General features: G+C 37.1%; 16 protein-coding genes. 4 read left to right on the top strand and 12 right to left on the bottom strand.

The annotated features are described in order from the left end of the window. Positions 1 to 6 precede the first annotated feature (6 nt). The 4 genes from IGI41_RS05055 to IGI41_RS05040 all read right to left on the bottom strand — a co-directional run bounded on the left by IGI41_RS05055 (position 7) and on the right by IGI41_RS05040 (position 5,685). Positions 7 to 486: a signal peptidase I gene (locus IGI41_RS05055; protein ID WP_430611851.1), complete on the bottom strand. Its 480-nt coding sequence runs from the start codon at positions 484 to 486 to the stop codon at positions 7 to 9. Continuing rightward, the gene (locus IGI41_RS05050; protein WP_430611849.1) at positions 483 to 2,309 is read right to left on the bottom strand and encodes a hypothetical protein; all 1,827 of its coding nucleotides are present in this window, start codon (positions 2,307 to 2,309) and stop codon (positions 483 to 485) included. The genes IGI41_RS05055 and IGI41_RS05050 overlap by 4 nt, the downstream gene beginning before the upstream one ends. Before the next feature lie 18 nt (positions 2,310 to 2,327). Continuing rightward, entirely contained in the window at positions 2,328 to 2,975 is a 648-nt protein-coding gene (locus IGI41_RS05045) for a hypothetical protein (RefSeq protein WP_430611847.1), read from the bottom strand. A gap of 925 nt (positions 2,976 to 3,900) precedes the next feature. Continuing rightward, complete coding sequence (locus IGI41_RS05040; RefSeq protein ID WP_430611845.1) at positions 3,901 to 5,685, bottom strand: DNA-binding protein; 1,785 nt, start codon at positions 5,683 to 5,685, stop codon at positions 3,901 to 3,903. A 210-nt stretch (positions 5,686 to 5,895) separates the two neighbouring features. Between IGI41_RS05040 and IGI41_RS05035 the strand changes: the two genes are divergently transcribed. Then, complete coding sequence (locus IGI41_RS05035; protein ID WP_430611843.1) at positions 5,896 to 6,621, top strand: SagB/ThcOx family dehydrogenase; 726 nt, start codon at positions 5,896 to 5,898, stop codon at positions 6,619 to 6,621. A 136-nt stretch (positions 6,622 to 6,757) separates the two neighbouring features. On the opposite strand, the gene IGI41_RS05030 is transcribed toward IGI41_RS05035, so the two are convergent. The 8 genes from IGI41_RS05030 to IGI41_RS04995 all read right to left on the bottom strand — a co-directional run bounded on the left by IGI41_RS05030 (position 6,758) and on the right by IGI41_RS04995 (position 15,193). Next, positions 6,758 to 7,465: a demethylmenaquinone methyltransferase gene (locus IGI41_RS05030; protein ID WP_430611841.1), complete on the bottom strand. Its 708-nt coding sequence runs from the start codon at positions 7,463 to 7,465 to the stop codon at positions 6,758 to 6,760. A 179-nt stretch (positions 7,466 to 7,644) separates the two neighbouring features. Then, positions 7,645 to 8,025 (bottom strand): DUF7006 family protein, encoded by a 381-nt coding sequence (locus IGI41_RS05025; RefSeq protein ID WP_430611839.1) that lies wholly within the window; start codon positions 8,023 to 8,025, stop codon positions 7,645 to 7,647. A 586-nt stretch (positions 8,026 to 8,611) separates the two neighbouring features. Beyond that, positions 8,612 to 10,015 (bottom strand): glycoside hydrolase family 1 protein, encoded by a 1,404-nt coding sequence (locus tag IGI41_RS05020; protein ID WP_430611837.1) that lies wholly within the window; start codon positions 10,013 to 10,015, stop codon positions 8,612 to 8,614. A 95-nt stretch (positions 10,016 to 10,110) separates the two neighbouring features. Continuing rightward, positions 10,111 to 11,424 (bottom strand): PTS sugar transporter subunit IIC, encoded by a 1,314-nt coding sequence (locus tag IGI41_RS05015; RefSeq protein WP_430611835.1) that lies wholly within the window; start codon positions 11,422 to 11,424, stop codon positions 10,111 to 10,113. 312 nt (positions 11,425 to 11,736) lie between these two features. Next, on the bottom strand, positions 11,737 to 12,420 hold the full coding sequence (locus tag IGI41_RS05010) for a FadR/GntR family transcriptional regulator (protein ID WP_430611833.1): 684 nt from the start codon (positions 12,418 to 12,420) through the stop codon (positions 11,737 to 11,739). Between the two features lie 89 nt (positions 12,421 to 12,509). Continuing rightward, positions 12,510 to 13,238 (bottom strand): GntR family transcriptional regulator, encoded by a 729-nt coding sequence (locus tag IGI41_RS05005; protein WP_430611831.1) that lies wholly within the window; start codon positions 13,236 to 13,238, stop codon positions 12,510 to 12,512. Positions 13,239 to 13,341: 103 nt separating this feature from the next. Continuing rightward, positions 13,342 to 14,697, bottom strand: a complete 1,356-nt coding sequence (gene celB / locus IGI41_RS05000) for a PTS cellobiose transporter subunit IIC (RefSeq protein ID WP_430611829.1) — start codon at positions 14,695 to 14,697, stop codon at positions 13,342 to 13,344. Between the two features lies 1 nt (position 14,698). Then, on the bottom strand, positions 14,699 to 15,193 hold the full coding sequence (locus IGI41_RS04995) for a hypothetical protein (RefSeq protein ID WP_430611827.1): 495 nt from the start codon (positions 15,191 to 15,193) through the stop codon (positions 14,699 to 14,701). Positions 15,194 to 15,414: 221 nt separating this feature from the next. Here IGI41_RS04995 and IGI41_RS04990 point away from each other — a divergent pair, with 221 nt between their 5' ends. From IGI41_RS04990 to IGI41_RS04980, 3 genes are all read left to right on the top strand, one after another. After that, complete coding sequence (locus IGI41_RS04990) at positions 15,415 to 16,011, top strand: hypothetical protein (RefSeq protein ID WP_430611825.1); 597 nt, start codon at positions 15,415 to 15,417, stop codon at positions 16,009 to 16,011. Positions 16,012 to 16,130: 119 nt separating this feature from the next. Next, positions 16,131 to 16,499 carry an iron chaperone gene (locus IGI41_RS04985; RefSeq protein WP_430611823.1) on the top strand — a complete coding sequence of 123 codons (369 nt, stop codon included), beginning with the start codon at positions 16,131 to 16,133 and terminating at the stop codon, positions 16,497 to 16,499. 501 nt (positions 16,500 to 17,000) lie between these two features. Next, positions 17,001 to 17,447 carry a GNAT family N-acetyltransferase gene (locus IGI41_RS04980; protein ID WP_430611821.1) on the top strand — a complete coding sequence of 149 codons (447 nt, stop codon included), beginning with the start codon at positions 17,001 to 17,003 and terminating at the stop codon, positions 17,445 to 17,447. The last annotated feature ends 15 nt before the right edge of the window (positions 17,448 to 17,462 follow it).

The raw sequence follows: 17,462 nt of genomic DNA, 5'->3' as shown, positions 1-17,462 counted from the left end.
GTCGTATCAATCTTGTTTAAAAAATGACCAAACAAAGAATAGCGCAATTAGACCGCATAGTCCAGCAAAAATCAAGGGATTTTGCGTTTTCATCATGAAAGTGCCTAAAAATGGAAAGACGATGATTTGTTTTCCTATATAATTATCAGCAACCACAACTTCTTGATCAGGATCTTTATTTTGGTCACCCTGTACGGTCGCGGTGGTTGCTGTCTTACTGATGACTCGATGTGTCACGATCGTTTGATCGTTGGCTTGATAGGAAATAATATCTCCTTCTTCGATATTGTCAAAGTCAACTATCCGGTCAATCACATAATCCCCTGCTCGAAAGACCGGTGACATACTATTGCTCAAAACGGTATAGCCTTTAAAGCCAAAGAGGCCCTTTCCTTGCGGCGCTGATAAAACATTTAAAAGGACAAATAGCAAAACGATGATGGTAAAGATGGTGAGCAGGCTATTGGCGATCGTTCTCAGTTTCATTTGGGCTCCTGACTTGATTCAGATTGGCTGCTAACAGTGTTGTTTGATTCGATAGTTGAAAATTCAATCGTTTCTTCTGTACTGTCTACACCATCATCTGGATCATTTTGATTTGTTGAACTTGGTTGAGATTCAGCTGTAGTCGCTATCTTATCCAAACTTGGAAAATTGTTGGACTCACTCGATGGATGTACCTCAACAGATTTATTTGATTGATCCATAACAGATTGTTGACGATTTAATCGTTTATACAATGTATAATTTTGTTCAGATGTTGTGAAACCTGCGCCGAAGTGGTAACCTAAAAAAACGATCATTTGTTCGATCGTATCAGGCTCACTCGGATAAGAATACTCAAAAGAAATGTTCAAGTAATCCATTTCGATGCTATAGGACAGCGTGAAGTTCTTCATGAGAGGATGATTAAATGGCTGCAAATAATAATAGCCAAGAAAATTTGTCGGAATTTTCATATAAAAATCCGTTGTGATATAAAACGCGTTTCCCCTTTTTTCAACTTTGCTGTCATCAACCTTTGTTTGAAAATCTGAAGTTAGGTCCGACAGATCGATAGAAGATAAATCAGTTTGAGTGACAGAATAGACCTCTCTTGAAAAAACAACTTTTTGTGTTCCCCTCTCCCTCATGACCAGATTGGCCTTTTTTCCACCAGAAGTATCCAATTGTTTGATATTGAGTACATTATTTTCCGGAAAAGATACCCGAAATTCATGTGCATCAGTGCCTGCAAAGCCAATATCATAATGTACTTGCAAATAATCTAAAATATCAGCCGCAGTCAAACCACTATTGAATGTATTGGTTTCTTTATTACTAAAAAGATGATAGCTTGTACCCAACATACTTGAATACAGCACTTGATTGGTAAAACGATTACTTCGATTAATATCCGCGTCTAGAATGAGTGGTTTGCAAAAATCACTGATATGCGCATAGACGAGATTTGAATTAATATATTGAAACTGAATCCCATTCACAACAAAATTCATCTGAGCAGATTTGCTTTCTAAACTCAATTGAATTTTAAATCCTTGATTTTCTACGTAAAGGATAGAATCTATTTTATATGACATACCTTGGACCGGTTTGATAGCATTCTTAATCAAATCGCTGATCTCTTGATTTTCACTTTTGCTGATTGTTTGTCCCGACTTATATTTGATATAGACAATTCCTGGTACAACAGTCGTAAGCTGATCATTTACAACGCTATAATACATTTGTTGTCCGATTGCATACCCATACTGATTAAAGCGCCCTTCATCGATCCAGTCACCCTTGGTATCTTTTGATGTTAGTTGAATCGTTGTCTCTTTCTTATCTATGAAGCCGGTCGTATCATTCACTAAATTGCCTTGACTAATCGTTGTTTGGATCGTTATCTTGATTGGTGTTTTATCAGACCAGGCTTTTTTTCTTCTTAGCGTTAGGGTAGCCGTTTGGGATTCTCCTGCTTTGATCTTTTCAATGTTTCCTAGATCAGCTAATTCTATGTATTCTTTTGCTTGATCAACTGTCAGGTTCTGACCATCCAAAGTAATCATTTGAATTGCGAAGGTGACTTTTCCTTCTAAAGTTCCAGTATTTTTGACATTCAATCGTACGTCTTGTGTCTTGTCTTTATCCGAAAAGGAAAACACATCTTGCTGTGCTTTGACATCTAACGAAAGGTAGCCAGCACGCAATTTGATACTTGTGTCAATACTTCTATTGTTTACAAAAGCAGCCATTGAATCAACCGGCGTGAAGAAAAAAAAGAGAACCGAATATGCGCAAATAAATACTTTCACAAGCTTTTTCATATCGGTCCTCCTTGGTTACTATTTAGAAGTTGAAGTTTCAGTGATTTGAGATGCTGTAATTTTAAGTTCTTTAGTGACCTCATTTAAGTCAATGCCTTGATGCGCATTTCTACTTGTGCCATTTGAATCTGAAGTATAGGCTTCCTCATCAGGAATATAAGGTAAACCTACTTTGATAGAAATAATAATGTCCGCATCTTGTTTAACGATAAATTCCGTATCGTCTCCATGATTTATCGTAATTGTGGCATCAAAGTTTTGCGCTTGAATCTCGTTTATCACTTCGGATACATTTTCCACGTTAATCTTTGCATCTAAACTCCCTTGATACTTAACCATGATTGTTTTTTCAAAAGCATCACCTGGTTGTAAATTAGAACTGCTATCACCTGTCAACTCAAGCTCATTATTTTGTGTTAATTCTTTCCCACGATTATAGGTGCTATTCCAATTCACATATTTCCATTTTCCTTCTTTTGCTTCACCCAAATTGACAGTACCAGCCGTCAATTCAATATCAGTCCCAACACTTGTACTATCCGTAAAATAGGCATAGGTACCATAAGTAGCAAATCCAATAAAAATAAGAGCCAGCATCAAAATTGAATAACGATTACTTTTATGCTTCTTACTTCCTTTGCTTTTTCCTTGTTTGTGAATAATCATTTTTTATCTCCTTTTTATACGTCTTCTAAGCCAACGTTCTAAAGTATAGCAAATGAAAAAACCTATGACAACAAGGAAAACGAGCATTTTATTTTTATAACACAAAGAAAAATATTCACAATCAAAAAAATATACATTAGCACAATTATCAAAAACCATATAATTATTAAAAAAAGACTCAGCATCAAAATATCTTATCATTAATTGTAAATTTATATGTTTTTTAAATGGATCACCTGATATCAACTTTGAGAAATAACCCCTAACATTCAACAAGTGAGAAGGGAATCATCTATGTATCCTTTGAAAAAAAATAAATAATTGTGATTTATTTTTTTAAAATAACGAAATAAAAAAATAGAAACAGTATATCCGATAAACGCTGAAAATATACAATAATACACACAAATATTCATAATTTAATCATTAGAATATAATTAAAAAACTTACTATTTTTAAGTAAATCAGTTTAACTTTAGTCCTTTTAATGGAAATGAGATAGAAACTTGTCTCTTTAACGCAAGATATTGGTCACCTTCCCCCGCAAATGAATAACACCACCTCTCATTTTTTTACCTATAAACCTTGTTTTACAGGCGATTACCTGATGATATGATAGAAAAGAAGAACACGAAGGACGCTTATGGGTGAAAATTGGAGTATACAAATAAACTATCGGTCACTTTTAAACAGAGTTAACATCTATTTGAAATGATTTTTTTCTCATTAAAAAAATAGCAAACACTTAAAACATTTATGAGTAATAGTCAATATCTGGCCTTCAAATTATTCATTTTTGACTATTACATCCAGTTGTTTATTTGAAAATAGCCTAAGTTATAATAACTCTAAAAAATGACCGTTAAAAAGAATCTCTTTTCAACGGTCATTAGCGGTATAAATTTGGGTAGACATCTATCTGGTATTAATTATTTTCAGCTTTTGGCACGCCTTCAATCGTCAACGATTCAATACTTGCGGCAGTCATATCTGCTGTGACATTGGCTTGGAACGTCACTTGATCACCCACTTGCAAGAATTGGGCATAGGGAGAATTGTTGATATTCACACTGTAGATAATTGGATCATTCTCCAAAATGAAGGAAACCACAGTTTGGCTAGAGCCTGTCAATAATTGGACTCGTTGTACCTTCCCTTTCCTTTCAGTCATGCTAGCTGAGTCACTGCTTTGATTGTTGCTGCCACTGGTAGCTAACTCGATCCTGTAAGCATCCAATGCTGTTTGAGCAGTATCAGCATCGATGACAATATCATTGTCAACGGCATTGATATAGACGTATTTCTTAAAAATACCCTTTGAATCCATCAATGAGACAATCCAAGTTTGTACACCGTCTATATTATAGAGTACCGGCATTTCTGCTTTCCATTTTTTTTCAGGGTAAATCTTAGAAGCAATCGATATTGCGCCATCACTATCCATAATGCCGACATCAGTATCTCGATAGTAGGTCAATTGACCAGTCCGTGCATTGATCAATGAATACCCCAACGCTGAGTCTTGGTTGCTATCATCACTAGTAAAATCGGTGAAATAAAGCAATTGCCCATCTTTATTTAGCATAGGTGTGATTTGTCCAGAAGCATAGATTCCATTTTCAGTTGGTATCTTGACATCTTTCTTAGCCCCAAAGATAAATTGATTCCACCATCCTTGACTAAATCGTCCATAATATTCATTTAGCTGATTGGCTGCAGCTGAAGTGATCGGTGCATCAATAAAACTTGGTGCTTCTTCACTACCATAAAGATTGACCTCACCTGTTTCAGCATTCAAGACTGCCGTTTTAAAATGATCAAAATGCATTAAACCTGTCACACCATATTCTTTGTACAACGTTTGCACATAGAATGGATTACCCTCTTCATCAATTTCCAAATTGATGGTTCCTAACGAACCATAGCCGGGAAAAGCTGCATAGATTTTTCGCGCAGCATCTTCATTGAAGTAAGCAGATGGCGTATAATGCAAAGGTTTGCTGACAAACTCTGGTTGGGCATTGATATCCGTGGCACTAATTTTAAAATAACCGGGAATCTCTTTGAGCTTGAACCATTTCCAAAATCCATTGTATTCTAAGGTTGCTACATACACATATTCACCGTTTATGGTTTGCGCAGTAATTCCATCCAGTGTGAACATGTTTGAATTGGGGATCACTGAAAATTTTTGCAGCATTTTGCGTTTCGCAGTATCAGGTGCGATAGCAATCGGTGTTTCTTTCGTTGATGTCAACGTTTCAGCTTGCTCTTGTGTTTTGGCTGGAATCGTTGCATAAATCGAATCCGTCGAAGTAATCCTCGTGATTCCACTAACTCCCCATAAAATCAAGAGTGCCACAATGCCAAGACCAAAAATTTTAGGCGCCAGTCCAATTGGCTTCATTGTGCTCTTGATCACTTTTTGTTTCCTCTTGTTACCTTCCACGATAAGTTGGCCAGATTGTACAGCATTCAAGCCCCATAAGACAGCACTGGCTATTAGGATCCCAATCAAATTGATCCACAACATTGAAGACAATGTTTTGCTTGGAAGTAAGACATACAATATTCCTGCCAAAACCACTAACTCAATAATCGTTAAGATAATGATTGTTTTCTTTCTTTTTTGTAGAAAACCTACTACAATGTTTGTCGCTAATATCCCTAATCCAAATAAGACAGTTAATTGCACAAAGTCAATAAACATCACAATTCTCCTTTCATTTCCCTATCGTTCATTATTGAACAAATTCAGCTTTTTGTCTATCCACCTTTGGATGGATTTTCTCCAAAAATGGATCATCAAAGAACCATCCTCTTTCATACCGCAAATGCATATATTTCTTTTAAATGATGACTAAAAAATACAAAGTATTTTCAGAGGATGGTAAACTAATAAGATAAAAGGAGGAATCTCATGAAAAAATCACCACTGACCCTATTCTTCACTCTTTTATTTATTACAACCGTATTCGCTGCGTGCAGCAGCGGCCAACGTCAAACAGAAGCGGACTTAAACAGTGGACTAAGCAACGAATCTGCAAGCTATCCACTGCCCACACCAAATTTGACAGGCACACTCAGCGTCGAATCTGCACTAGCCAATCGACGATCACAACGATCCTTCACAGAAGAAGCACTGTCAAAAGAAGCACTTGGACAGTTGTTGTGGGCCGCTGCGGGAATGACTAGTGAGGACAACTTGCGAACAGCTCCTTCTGCTGGTGCTCTTTACCCCCTAGAGCTTTATGCAGTTGTTGGGGATGTGACTGGACTTGCAGCGGGGATTTATCGTTACGATCCCATAGACCATCAAGTCATTCACATTGTCACAGGTGATCAACGAAACGCGTTGCAGGCTGCCGCATTGAATCAATCATCAATTGAAAAAGCCCCACTCACATTCGTTTTTACTACTGTCACAGAACGCTTAGCTGAACGCTACGGAAAAAGAGGAGAAACACGCTATGCATATTTTGAAATTGGGCATGCTGCGCAAAATGTCTATTTGCAGGCGTCGTCTTTAGCGCTTGGTACGGTGGCCATTGGTGCGTTTACCGATCAAGATGTGGCGTCCCTTTTGCAATTACCTTCTGGCGAAGAAGCCCGATATATTATGCCAATCGGGCATCCAATGCATTGATGGCTTCTTATTCCCCCTCGTCTAAACTTTGAAAATCAGCCATTTACAACCAAGAAAGACCTGTTATTCTAGAGCGTTCAACTCAGAAAACAGGTCCTTTTTATTTATCACATTTTTCTCAATTCTATAATAATTATCAACTTTTTGAACCCATGTGCATGGCGGTGACACCACCAGCGTAGCTTTTGATTTGTACATCGTGAAAACCAGCTTGTTCAAAATCGTGCTGCAACTGATTTTTCCCAGGAAATGATTGCGCAGATTCTTGTAACCAAGCGTATTCTTTAAAACTTTTTGCGAAAATTCTGCCCAAAAAAGGCATCACATAATGAAAGTAAAAACGAAATAATTGTTTCCAGCCCGCCATTTCTGGTTGCGACGTTTCAAGGCAAACTACCCTACCGCCTGGCTTAACCACCCGATACAATTCCTGTAAAACCTGTTGATGATCTGCAACATTGCGTAATCCAAAGCCAATTGTGACGTAATCAAATTGGGCGTCATCAAATGTTAGTGCCATGGCATTGCCAATTTGCCAGTCGATGGGCGCAGCATCCATAGGTAGTGCTTTCTGCTTTGCAACCGATAGCATTTGGCCGCTAAAGTCAACCCCCGTCACATGCCCCGTGGCACCCGCGGCTTTTGCCAAGGCCAAACTCCATTCCCCAGTTCCACAACAAACGTCGAGTATCTTGCTGCCTGTCTCCACACACATCATTTTCATGACATCACGCCGCCACCGTTTATGTAAATGAAAGGAAATTATACTATTCATCGGATCATATTGAGGTGCAATGCGTTCGAATACTTGATGTACTTTGGTTTCTTTGCTGGGATGTTCCATCTTTATTCCTCCTCACTATTATAACGGCGCTTTCATGATTTTTATAAGTCTATCATGAATAAGAGGAATGGACAAAAATCAGGATTTGTCATTAGTGACCACATATATCTTTGTTTGAATTAGATAAACTGAATGCCTAAAAATGTAGAATGCCTGCGACTAAAAAATCAGTCCTTATGCTAGTCTTGATCACCTAAACAACTCAGTTTCCACGGTACACTGTCACTCGTGCGTTTTCCTAATGTTTCTCGATAATAGGTATTACTATCATTTTCAACAATTTCGATCAATTCATGTTCACTTAAGTCAAATCCATCGGTCACTTCTGTCTGTAATCTTGTTAAATCATGTAAAATCTGTAATTTTGCATCTAATTTCAGCAGTGTCCGCATCCGTTCAATAAATGGTATTTCGTTTTTGTAAGCGATACCGCTCATTTCTTCTTTTAGCGAATGATAGTAAGAAGTAATATAAGGGCGCTCATCAAAAAAACGCAAAGCAAGCTTTTCTTCAAAATGGTACAAGTATTCATCGATATCTTTGATATCATTTAAATCCATGCTAAAGTCCCTCTTTCTTTATAACTAATCTGATGATTCTTTGACGCTCAAATATACTTCATGTCCTCTTCCAACGGAATGTATAAAGACAAATAAATGAAGCACACGCACCAAAGCATGTTCATTCTTTCTAATGCATCATTTATCGGAGTATTTCTAAACTATTCTTTTTAAAAATAGCAGATTAAATGATCACTATAGACTGATAATAGCAAACCCATTTTCATGTGCAAAATCAACTATTTCATCGAGTGAAGAAATAAGTGAAATAGGTCACACGGTAGGCAGCGTCATTTTTCACAACAAAAAGCAGTGAAAAACAGCTCGATACGCTGTTTACACACTGCTTGGTAGTTTGATCAACTAGGTAACTTTATTCTCTACAAATGTAAAGAGAAACTATAGACCGAAAATGAGATAGGAAATTTAAAATCAGCTCAAATAGCCAACTTGAGTGTTATTCCATTAATATTGAGCGCCAAAAAAATTGCTTCATCAACTCTTTTTCATGTGTATTCTTTTTGTTGTAGTTTAATGACAAAGAATACTATATTCCGCACTAAAAATTCTACTACAAATCGTTTGCTTAAGAATCGACAGTAAAGCCATTATTTTCAATAACATTTTTGAACCAATAACCAGATTTTTTGATTGTTTTTAATTGGGTATGAATATTATTTGAAATAAATCCATAGCGATTGCGATACGCATTCATCCACGACCAGCAATCAATAGGTGTCCAACTATGATACCCAAAACAACGACTTCCCTCTATAATAGCCTGATGTAAATAGATCAAGTGCTCACTTATAAATTGGATTCGATAATCATCGGCAATCAATCCATCTGTCTGCAAAAAGCGCTCTTCTCGAGAAACACCCATACCGTTTTCAGAAACAAACCAATCAATATTTCCATAATTATCACGGATATCTATCGCAATATCATAAATAGCCTTTGGAAATATCTCCCAGCCTTTATCAACATTCATACGACGACCTGCCATCAAATATTTGTCAAAATAACGAGAAGGTACCCAATCTATAGTCAAACTATCCACAGATATATCGGGTGCTTTGACTCTAGATGGATGATAATAATTGATACCTAAGTAATCAATCGTATTTGCCCGAATAATTGCTTCTTCATCTGGTGTCCCTTGCCAATACACATTATCTGCTTTTAGAAGGTTGACTAATTCAGCAGGGAAAATCCCATTAACGGATGCATCCAAAAAAAGTTTGTTTTTCCATAGATTGGCATAGGTTGCAGCCTGTAAGTCGGCCTCATCATTACTTGCTGGATAAGAAGGTGTCAGATTTAAAATAATACCAATTTTACCATTTTCGTTCAATGATGATTTTCTAAATCGTTGAATAGCCATTGCTGAAGCAAGCTGTAAATGATAAGCGGTTTGAACGGCTTTTTTTCCATCGATCAAATTTGGATAGTGGATTTGATGCAAGTATTGGCCATCTACAATGACCATCGGCTCATTGAACGTAAACCAATCCGTCACTTTATCACTGTATAAATCAAAACAAGTTTCTGCAAAATCAGCAAATAACTTCACTACTTTTTTTGACGTCCAACCACCGTATTTATGGTATAACTCTACAGGTAGATCAAAATGATGCAAAGCAATGACTGGACGAATTCCTGCTAACAAAAATGCATCAATTACATCGTGATAAAAACGTGCACCATCTACATCCACTTCACCCGTTTCTAAATCTTTGATTAGTCTTGTCCATTGAATCGATGTCCGTACTGAGTTCAAACCAATGTCTTTCATCAATTGAATATCTTCACGAAAACTATGGTAGAAATTAGACGCTGTATCAGGCCCCACCTGATCGTAGAAAGCTTCTGGCTCAATTTCATACCAATAATCAAATATATTTGCATTGACTTTATTGAATCTTCCTTCACTTTGGGGTCCTGAAGTGGCTGCCCCCCACCAAAATCCTTGCGGAAATGTTAATTTCATTTACGTACTCCTCTTAATTTTTTTATTTCTTTATTTACCTCTGTTACTATAAAAAAGAATGTCGGAAAAAATTGACTATTTCCGACATTACCTTATTAATGTTGTTCGGCTTCTGCTGTCTTGATTGCGACTCTTTCTGCTACTTTGATAAACGGAATATAAATCAGTGTGCAAATAGCTATGATCACAATTTGAACCAATACAACTTTGAAATCTCCACTCGAGGCGATCAATCCACTAACGATAGGCGGCGTAGTCCATGGTACCATTACAGCCAATGGGTCAACAAAACCTAAAATCGTCGCCAGGTAGCCAACAACTGTCCCGATAATCGGACCCAATACAAAAGGAATGATCAATGGTAAATTAAACACGATCGGCAATCCAAAAATGATCGGTTCATTGATATTAAATAAACCCGGAGCAATTGAAATACTCGCAACGTCTCTAAATGGCTTATATTTTCGAACGAAAAAAACGATTGCAATAATTAAGCTAATAGTCATACCTGTGCCACCTGCTTGTGCATAAACTGTTCGAAAAGCTGTACTCAATATGTGCGGAGGAACGACACCATCTTGAACCGCTTGCATATTTTCGTTCATGTTTACTAAAAGTAAAGGATCTAATAATGTACCCGCAATCACAGTTTGGTGAATCCCAAGAGTGAATAAGAAATTTGCCACTGTTGTAATAAAAATAAAACCAAAAATCGATGTATTTAGTCTACGCAAGGGTTCTTGTACAACAGTCGAAATTATTGAAATTAAATTGGTATCCAACAATGCTAACACAGTCGCCAACAAAGCAAAAAGACCGATCACGATCAAAGTAGGAATCAATGTACTAAAAGATTTACCAACTGCTGGAGGTACTTGATCACCTAAATTGATCTTTAACTTTTCGCTTTCCGAAAGTCGTATAAATAAGTCCGTTGCCACTAATCCACAAATGATTCCTGCGAACATTCCTTTTGTGCCAACATCATTGAATGTAATCACACCGGAAACAGTCACAGCGTCTTCTGAACCAACAGGAACAATCGATTGTGTGATCGATAGCATAACAATCAAACAAGTAGTCGCGACAAATGTTGCATTGATAGCATTATCGCTTTGTTTATTTCTACCTAGAAAATAAGCAATCATCGGGGCAATCAATAAACCTGCGATATTTAACGTCCCATTACTGATTGAGTTACCAAATACTTGCAGCTTCGACAATGTTTCGCCTTCGAAGAACCATGGCAAGAAGACACTATTGATCAATACTGCAATACCGGCAATAATAAAAGCAGGCATTAACGTCGCAAATGCATCTCGTAAACTTTTTAAATGAACTTGATTGGCAAGCTTCACCGAAAATTCTGTGAATTTATCTAAAAATGATTTCTTTGTTCCAGTTTCCATTCTTTTCCTCCTACTTAAACAACCAACCTTTCGCAACAGCCAAAAATTTAACGTATCGCCTCATTGAGCTCAATCCTGAATTCCTGATCAGCATTTGATTCCAAAATACCGATTTTTCAAAAAAATTTAATCTAGCTTTTTAAAACATCAAAATAAATCATCTGATGTATTTATCGGTATTTTTTGTTAAAACCCAAATAAAATGACTTCTTTTACTCAAAAACAATAAGGAAGCGGATACAAATGCAACAATCTAAAAAAGTCATCTGATGTATTTATCATAAAATACATCAGATGACTTGTCAATATCCATCATAGACTTTTTTTCTTTTTCATTTTATTTCTGTTCATAGCCATATGAACCGTCATTGCATCCATTGCATATACTGGATCTCTCGCTTCGATTGCCGCCAAAATTTCATCATGAAAATCAATTGATCCCTTAGGATCCTTGGGTTCATTATTGCTATTATATAAACCTATCGATTGATTGATAATCGGTACGATATGGGATAACGCAATGTTCCCGCTCGCCTCAGCAATTGTTGTGTGAAACTCCATATCTACTAAAATATGCGTATCGTCGCCTTCCCTGATAAGACGCTTTAATTCTTTTTGTAAATATTTAAGTTTGTTTATTTGCTCGACTGTCGCATGTTGAGCTGCCATTGCGGCCATTGTTGGTTCTAATAAAAACCTTAGTTCAAACAAGTCAGCAGTCATTTTGTTCTGATCCTTGATCATTCCAAAGCCAAAAGGGTCATCAGCAATTCCTTTTTGTTTACTGACGAAAGTGCCAGCACCATGACGAACCTCCAAAACATTTTTGGATACCAGCATTTTGATTGCTTCTCGTAACGTACTTCTACCTACCCCTACTACTTCAAGTAATTCATACTCATTCGGCAATTTATCTCCAATATCTAAATTTTTTTCCTTAATAAAATCGATAATTTTGCTGCTGGTAATTTCTACCAAAGATTTGTGTTGTTCCATCATATAAACTCCTTAGACTTTGAATTTAACACTAGTATAAAGAGGATTTTGCTTAATTACCACTGAATAATGATCATTTCTCTACAAGTTCACTTCACTAACTTCTTATGCATATACAAAGTTGCCAACCGATAATCATAATAAATTTTTGAAAAAGCCAACAATTCTCCATTTCGCAGGTAACTATCATCTCGAACAGTCAAGGTTGGCATGCCTTCTTCGAGACGGAAGAATTCCGCCTGAGTCGCAGTCAATGCATCGCTTTGGATAAATTTATCAATGAAGCCAACTTGCAATTGTTTTTCTTTTTCCAATGCTTCAAACATGGACCCTCGTACCATTGCATCAGAAATGTCTCCAACCACCTCTGGAATATAATAAGAGTGATCAATCAAGTATGGCTTATTGTCCAACGTTCGGTAGCGTTTTAATTCAATAAACGTTTGTTCTGGACCAAATTGTTTTTGGCTTGGCAAAAACAACGCTTCCCCATAGGTGATGATGCGTTTTGTATAATGGACTGTTTGAATATTTTTTTCGCCCCGGGTCAGATCTTCATTAGAGCCCAAATCTCCTTGGTCGATCAATGTAGAATGATTGTTTTGGCCCCTTACATAAGACCCTCGTCCTTGCATTTGATAGATCCAGCCCATTTTACTCAGTTGGTTCAATGCTTGGCGCAATGTATAACGAGAAATTGGATAAAGTCCCAACAATTCCCTTTCACTGGGCAACTTTCCTTCTGCATTTGCCAAAGTTTTGTTTTCTATCCCCTGAATTAGTTTTGCCACTACTTGATCGATACTTAATTTTTCCATCATGTTTTCTCCCTTGTGACTTCTCTCACTCTATATGTATCATAATGTCCAGATAAAAAGCCAGCTATTTTTTTGATAGCTGGCTTTATGATCGATTTTTAGCTTAAGCGTTGGTCGCTTTGCTTTGCTCTTCTTTATATAATTTGCCATCATACATTTTGATGAATGGGAACCAGATCAAGAAAGCCACAGCTGCACAGACAACTGCTAAGACGAAGGCGCGCCAATCACCACCAGAACCGATAAAACCTGATAGCCCAATTGGTGTAGGCCACGCTACTTGCGCGATCGGTGGATTGACAAACCCTAAATTGATGCCAAAGTAAGCGACTGACATAGAAGCCATTGGGGCCAAGAAAAATGGAATTGCTGTGTAAGGATTGTAAACCACAGGCATCCCAAACAAAATAGGTTCGTTGATATTGAAGAATGAAGGAACGATTGCTGCCTTACCTAGCGCGCTTAATTGTGCGGATTTGGCAAAGAAAGCGATAAAGATGACCATGCCCAGGGTTGCGCCTGAGCCGCCAATTGTAACGAAACTATTGTTAAACTCACCAGCAAAAGCAATATTGGCTCCATTTTGGTTTTCTACCATATTTGACAGAACAATTGGTGTTAAAAATGATGTAACGATCGTTGCACCATGGATACCAACGATCCACAAAGCATGCATAAAGAAGTAAATCACTAACAAACCAACCCAACTGCTGGTTAACTGAGAAACAAAACTAAATGGGACAGCGATGACTTTGAAAATATCTGTTCCTAAACCAACCAATGTACCATTGATAATAATAACGACTAATGCAATCAATGCTGTTGGAATCAATGCAGTAAAAGAAGTTGAAACACCAGTCGGTACTGTATCTGGCATTTTGATCACAATATTGCGTTTGACACAAAAAGCATAGATTTTAACCGCAATAATCGCCATAATGATCGCTGTAAAAATACCTGTTGTACCAAGACGGGTAACACCGCCAGCCATTTCCCACCCATCAATGATTTTTTGATCGTCCGTAATAACATTTACAAGGGTCGACATTCCGCCTTCAAATACTAGTTGTGGTAAACACATAAAGAAAGCCATCATTGACAATAATGCACCATTCACAGGGCTGAGTAAGATTTTTTCTTCCTGAGCTTGGATTTTCGTATATTCATAACCAAAAACCAAACAGAAGTATAATGCTAAAATCCCCATGGTCGCTGTATTACCAAGCATATATAAACTTTCAATTTTGTTGAATGAAGCATTCCAGATACCCTCTAAAGCTGGGAAACTTTGTGGCAAAACACTAATGATCAGGAACATCGACCCTACAATAGTGAAAGGAATCGAAGCCATCCCCGCCGCCATCACACCACGTACAATACGCAATTGCGAAATTTTCCCCATCGGTCCCATCAAATAACGATCTAAGAACTGAAACATCTTACTGTTTTCTGTATCCATATTATTTTCCTCCCATTCCTTCAAACGCTTTCAAATATGTCAAATATTTATCTTGATCATGTTCAATCAGCCAAATTTTCCGTTGCACATATCCACAAATCAACAAACCTAGTGTGAACAGACCTACTAATAACCAACGCCCTGTTTGATTCATAAAAGGGACAATGATTTGCGGTTGACCGATCAAAGCGAAAAGCATTCCCACAAGATTAACTGCTGACTGTATCCAAAAGCCGATTTTGGTCACTCGTAAACGATTTGACTGTTGCCAATATTTTTGAGTCTGCTCCACTAAAATCACTGCATCCATAATCATCAAGATGATTGGAATCAAACCTGCGATCGTCCAATAGGCAATACTTAATATCGACCAATAAAGATTTAGAAAGAAAAAAAGTGCGGTAATATAACGAAAGACCAAAAATCGATTAAAGCGCATACTATTTTGGGCAACTTTTTGTTTTGCTTCGTTCGTAACTGGTTTGCTGTTCTTCACAATAGTGCCTCCTTTCATACGTATAGTTTAATTCAAACTTGTTCGAACAAGTTCTATTTTAGCATATTTCTTTTTGATTGCAAGCGATTACTTTAGATAATCATCATTAGATATCAGGAAATTATTGATTAATTTCTGCAATTTGCTATTCTGGTTGTATACTTGTCTATCTACTTTGTACTACTTCCATCTCAGGTATGCATAGAAAGAAGGATTATCACATGGAAAATACATTTGCTTTTGAAGCTTATCAGTCTAAGTTGGTAGAATGCTATACTACGGAGGTCGATATCATTGAAGATCCCTATTTTTCTGTGGGCTTTGTCATGAAACCTCTTGATCAAGATTACTTTATTTTCAATTCAATCAATTTAACCGGTTCACTTGAAAGTATTCAGCTGCGAAAGGTCCAAGATATCTCTTTGCTAAAAGAAGATACTGCTTATCTTGATGCATTTGCCTACTACATCAACTATAATCAGCAACATGACTTGTTTGATCCTTATCATCTTGAAGCACAATTGCATGAACAAGTTTTTTCAACAGTATTCGAGCTGTTCAATCAATTATTGCAAAAAAAGCAAATCATCAATATACTCACTTATGAAGATCAAGTCTTTACAGGAAAAATCGCCCTGTTAGATAAAGAAAATATTGTCTTGAATTTGTTGGACTTTGAGGATTACACGATGTCTGTGAAACAAACAATCTCTTTGAAACAGATCCAAACAATCGATCTATATCATCGCGAAAATTTTTTGATCAAAGGATATCTTGCAAGCAAAGAGGATCTATCAGCAGATAGACCTTTCATATAACATGCGTTTTTGTTGCAATCCCCATATGTACAGCTTACACTTCAAATAAAGGTACCCTATCCTCGAATAACAGTAGATTGATGGATGATCAATGAATAACCCTTGAAGGAGAAATGAAAATGGATACTTTGGCAGAATTTCTTGAAAAAATTGCAGACGAAGACAAACAGACTAAACTAAGGCATTTATTTGCAGACATCTTACATGAATATCCGGATCTACTTCCTGTCATCAAATGGGGGCAACCCATGTTTACAAGTCATCAAACGTTTATTTTAGGCATCAGTGTCTCGAAAGAACATTTTTCTGTATCTCCAGAAACGGCTTGTCTCAATCAATTTATCCCTGAGATCGAAGCTGCTGGATACAGTTATACAGACAATATCTTTCGGATCAAGTGGTCACAAGCTATCGATACGACGTTGATTTTCAAAATGATTGCCTTTAATTTAGAGGATAAAGCTAATATGACTACCTTTTGGCGCTAGCTTCTATTCTTACAACGACCAACGATAAATTGGTCGTTTTTTATTGTGCCATGACAAATCTAGTGATATCATTCAGGAAAGACTGACTAAAGGAAGTGAAGGTATGCTGGGAAATCTTCATTTTATTTCGAAAAACTACCGTATTGCTTATATTGCTTACTTATGTGCGTTGATTGGCAATTTTGTGTATATCGTATTCTTTCATCCATCTTGGACATTTTCATTGCCAACAATCATTGTGTTATTTGCTATTGACTGTTTCTTTTTTTCTAAGAGCAAAAAAAAATCCATCTGGCCAATCCTTTGTGACAGCCTCTTCTATATACTTTTATTGATCCTTATTTTTCAATAAGTTTTTATCGCAAGCCTCCTTTATTAAAATTAAGGTTAATTTTTGGTTTTAGCGTTCTTTTTTGTGCTAGCGTATACATATTCAAAGAAATAGGTGATTTATTGACTATTACATTTAGACATCCAATACCGTCAGATATCGACTAAATAATGGCGATTGAGTTCGCTGGGTTTTCACCAAAAGAAGCCGCTTCATTTGAAGCGATGCGCGAACGAATCGCTAAGATCCCAGATAGTTTTCTTTTGGCAATAACAACAGAAGACATCATTGCAGGATATGCTGTCGGACCAATCATCCCTGTGCGCTATATCACAGACGATCTTTTTGAGAGGACGATATCGAACCCGACTATCGGTGGTTATCAAAGTATTTTGAGTTTAGCTGTTGCACCAGCATACCGCTCAGCTGGCGTAGCCAGTCAATTGTTGGCAGCATTAAAACAGTTGGCGCAACAACATCAACGCCAAGGGATCACCTTGACTTGCCGGGAAGAGTTGATTTCCTTTTATGAAAAAAACGGCTATCAAATGGAAGGCGTCTCAACCTCCGCACATGCTGGAGAAACTTGGTACAATATGGTCCTAGATTGTAGCTAGCGATCATTTTTCATC

The sequence above is a fragment of the Enterococcus sp. DIV0876 genome (assembly GCF_050529585.1).
Classification (GTDB): Bacteria; Bacillota; Bacilli; order Lactobacillales; family Enterococcaceae; genus Enterococcus_D.
Note: the sequence above shows the minus strand (reverse complement) of the source record. Positions and strands in the feature narration are given on the sequence as shown.

Bases quoted from the DNA above. Each gene is read 5' to 3' on its own strand.
- IGI41_RS04990 (WP_430611825.1), top strand. From the start codon at position 15,415: ATGGAAAATACATTTGCTTTTGAAGCTTATCAGTCTAAGTTGGTAGAA.
- IGI41_RS04980 (WP_430611821.1), top strand. From the start codon at position 17,001: ATGGCGATTGAGTTCGCTGGGTTTTCACCAAAAGAAGCCGCTTCATTT.
- IGI41_RS05035 (WP_430611843.1), top strand. From the start codon at position 5,896: ATGAAAAAATCACCACTGACCCTATTCTTCACTCTTTTATTTATTACA.
- IGI41_RS05015 (WP_430611835.1), bottom strand. From the start codon at position 11,424: ATGGAAACTGGAACAAAGAAATCATTTTTAGATAAATTCACAGAATTT.
- celB (WP_430611829.1), bottom strand. From the start codon at position 14,697: ATGGATACAGAAAACAGTAAGATGTTTCAGTTCTTAGATCGTTATTTG.
- IGI41_RS05045 (WP_430611847.1), bottom strand. From the start codon at position 2,975: ATGATTATTCACAAACAAGGAAAAAGCAAAGGAAGTAAGAAGCATAAA.
- IGI41_RS05050 (WP_430611849.1), bottom strand. From the start codon at position 2,309: ATGAAAAAGCTTGTGAAAGTATTTATTTGCGCATATTCGGTTCTCTTT.
- IGI41_RS05040 (WP_430611845.1), bottom strand. From the start codon at position 5,685: ATGTTTATTGACTTTGTGCAATTAACTGTCTTATTTGGATTAGGGATA.
- IGI41_RS05005 (WP_430611831.1), bottom strand. From the start codon at position 13,238: ATGGAAAAATTAAGTATCGATCAAGTAGTGGCAAAACTAATTCAGGGG.
- IGI41_RS05020 (WP_430611837.1), bottom strand. From the start codon at position 10,015: ATGAAATTAACATTTCCGCAAGGATTTTGGTGGGGGGCAGCCACTTCA.
- IGI41_RS05010 (WP_430611833.1), bottom strand. From the start codon at position 12,420: ATGGAACAACACAAATCTTTGGTAGAAATTACCAGCAGCAAAATTATC.
- IGI41_RS05030 (WP_430611841.1), bottom strand. From the start codon at position 7,465: ATGGAACATCCCAGCAAAGAAACCAAAGTACATCAAGTATTCGAACGC.
- IGI41_RS04985 (WP_430611823.1), top strand. From the start codon at position 16,131: ATGGATACTTTGGCAGAATTTCTTGAAAAAATTGCAGACGAAGACAAA.
- IGI41_RS05025 (WP_430611839.1), bottom strand. From the start codon at position 8,025: ATGGATTTAAATGATATCAAAGATATCGATGAATACTTGTACCATTTT.
- IGI41_RS05055 (WP_430611851.1), bottom strand. From the start codon at position 486: ATGAAACTGAGAACGATCGCCAATAGCCTGCTCACCATCTTTACCATC.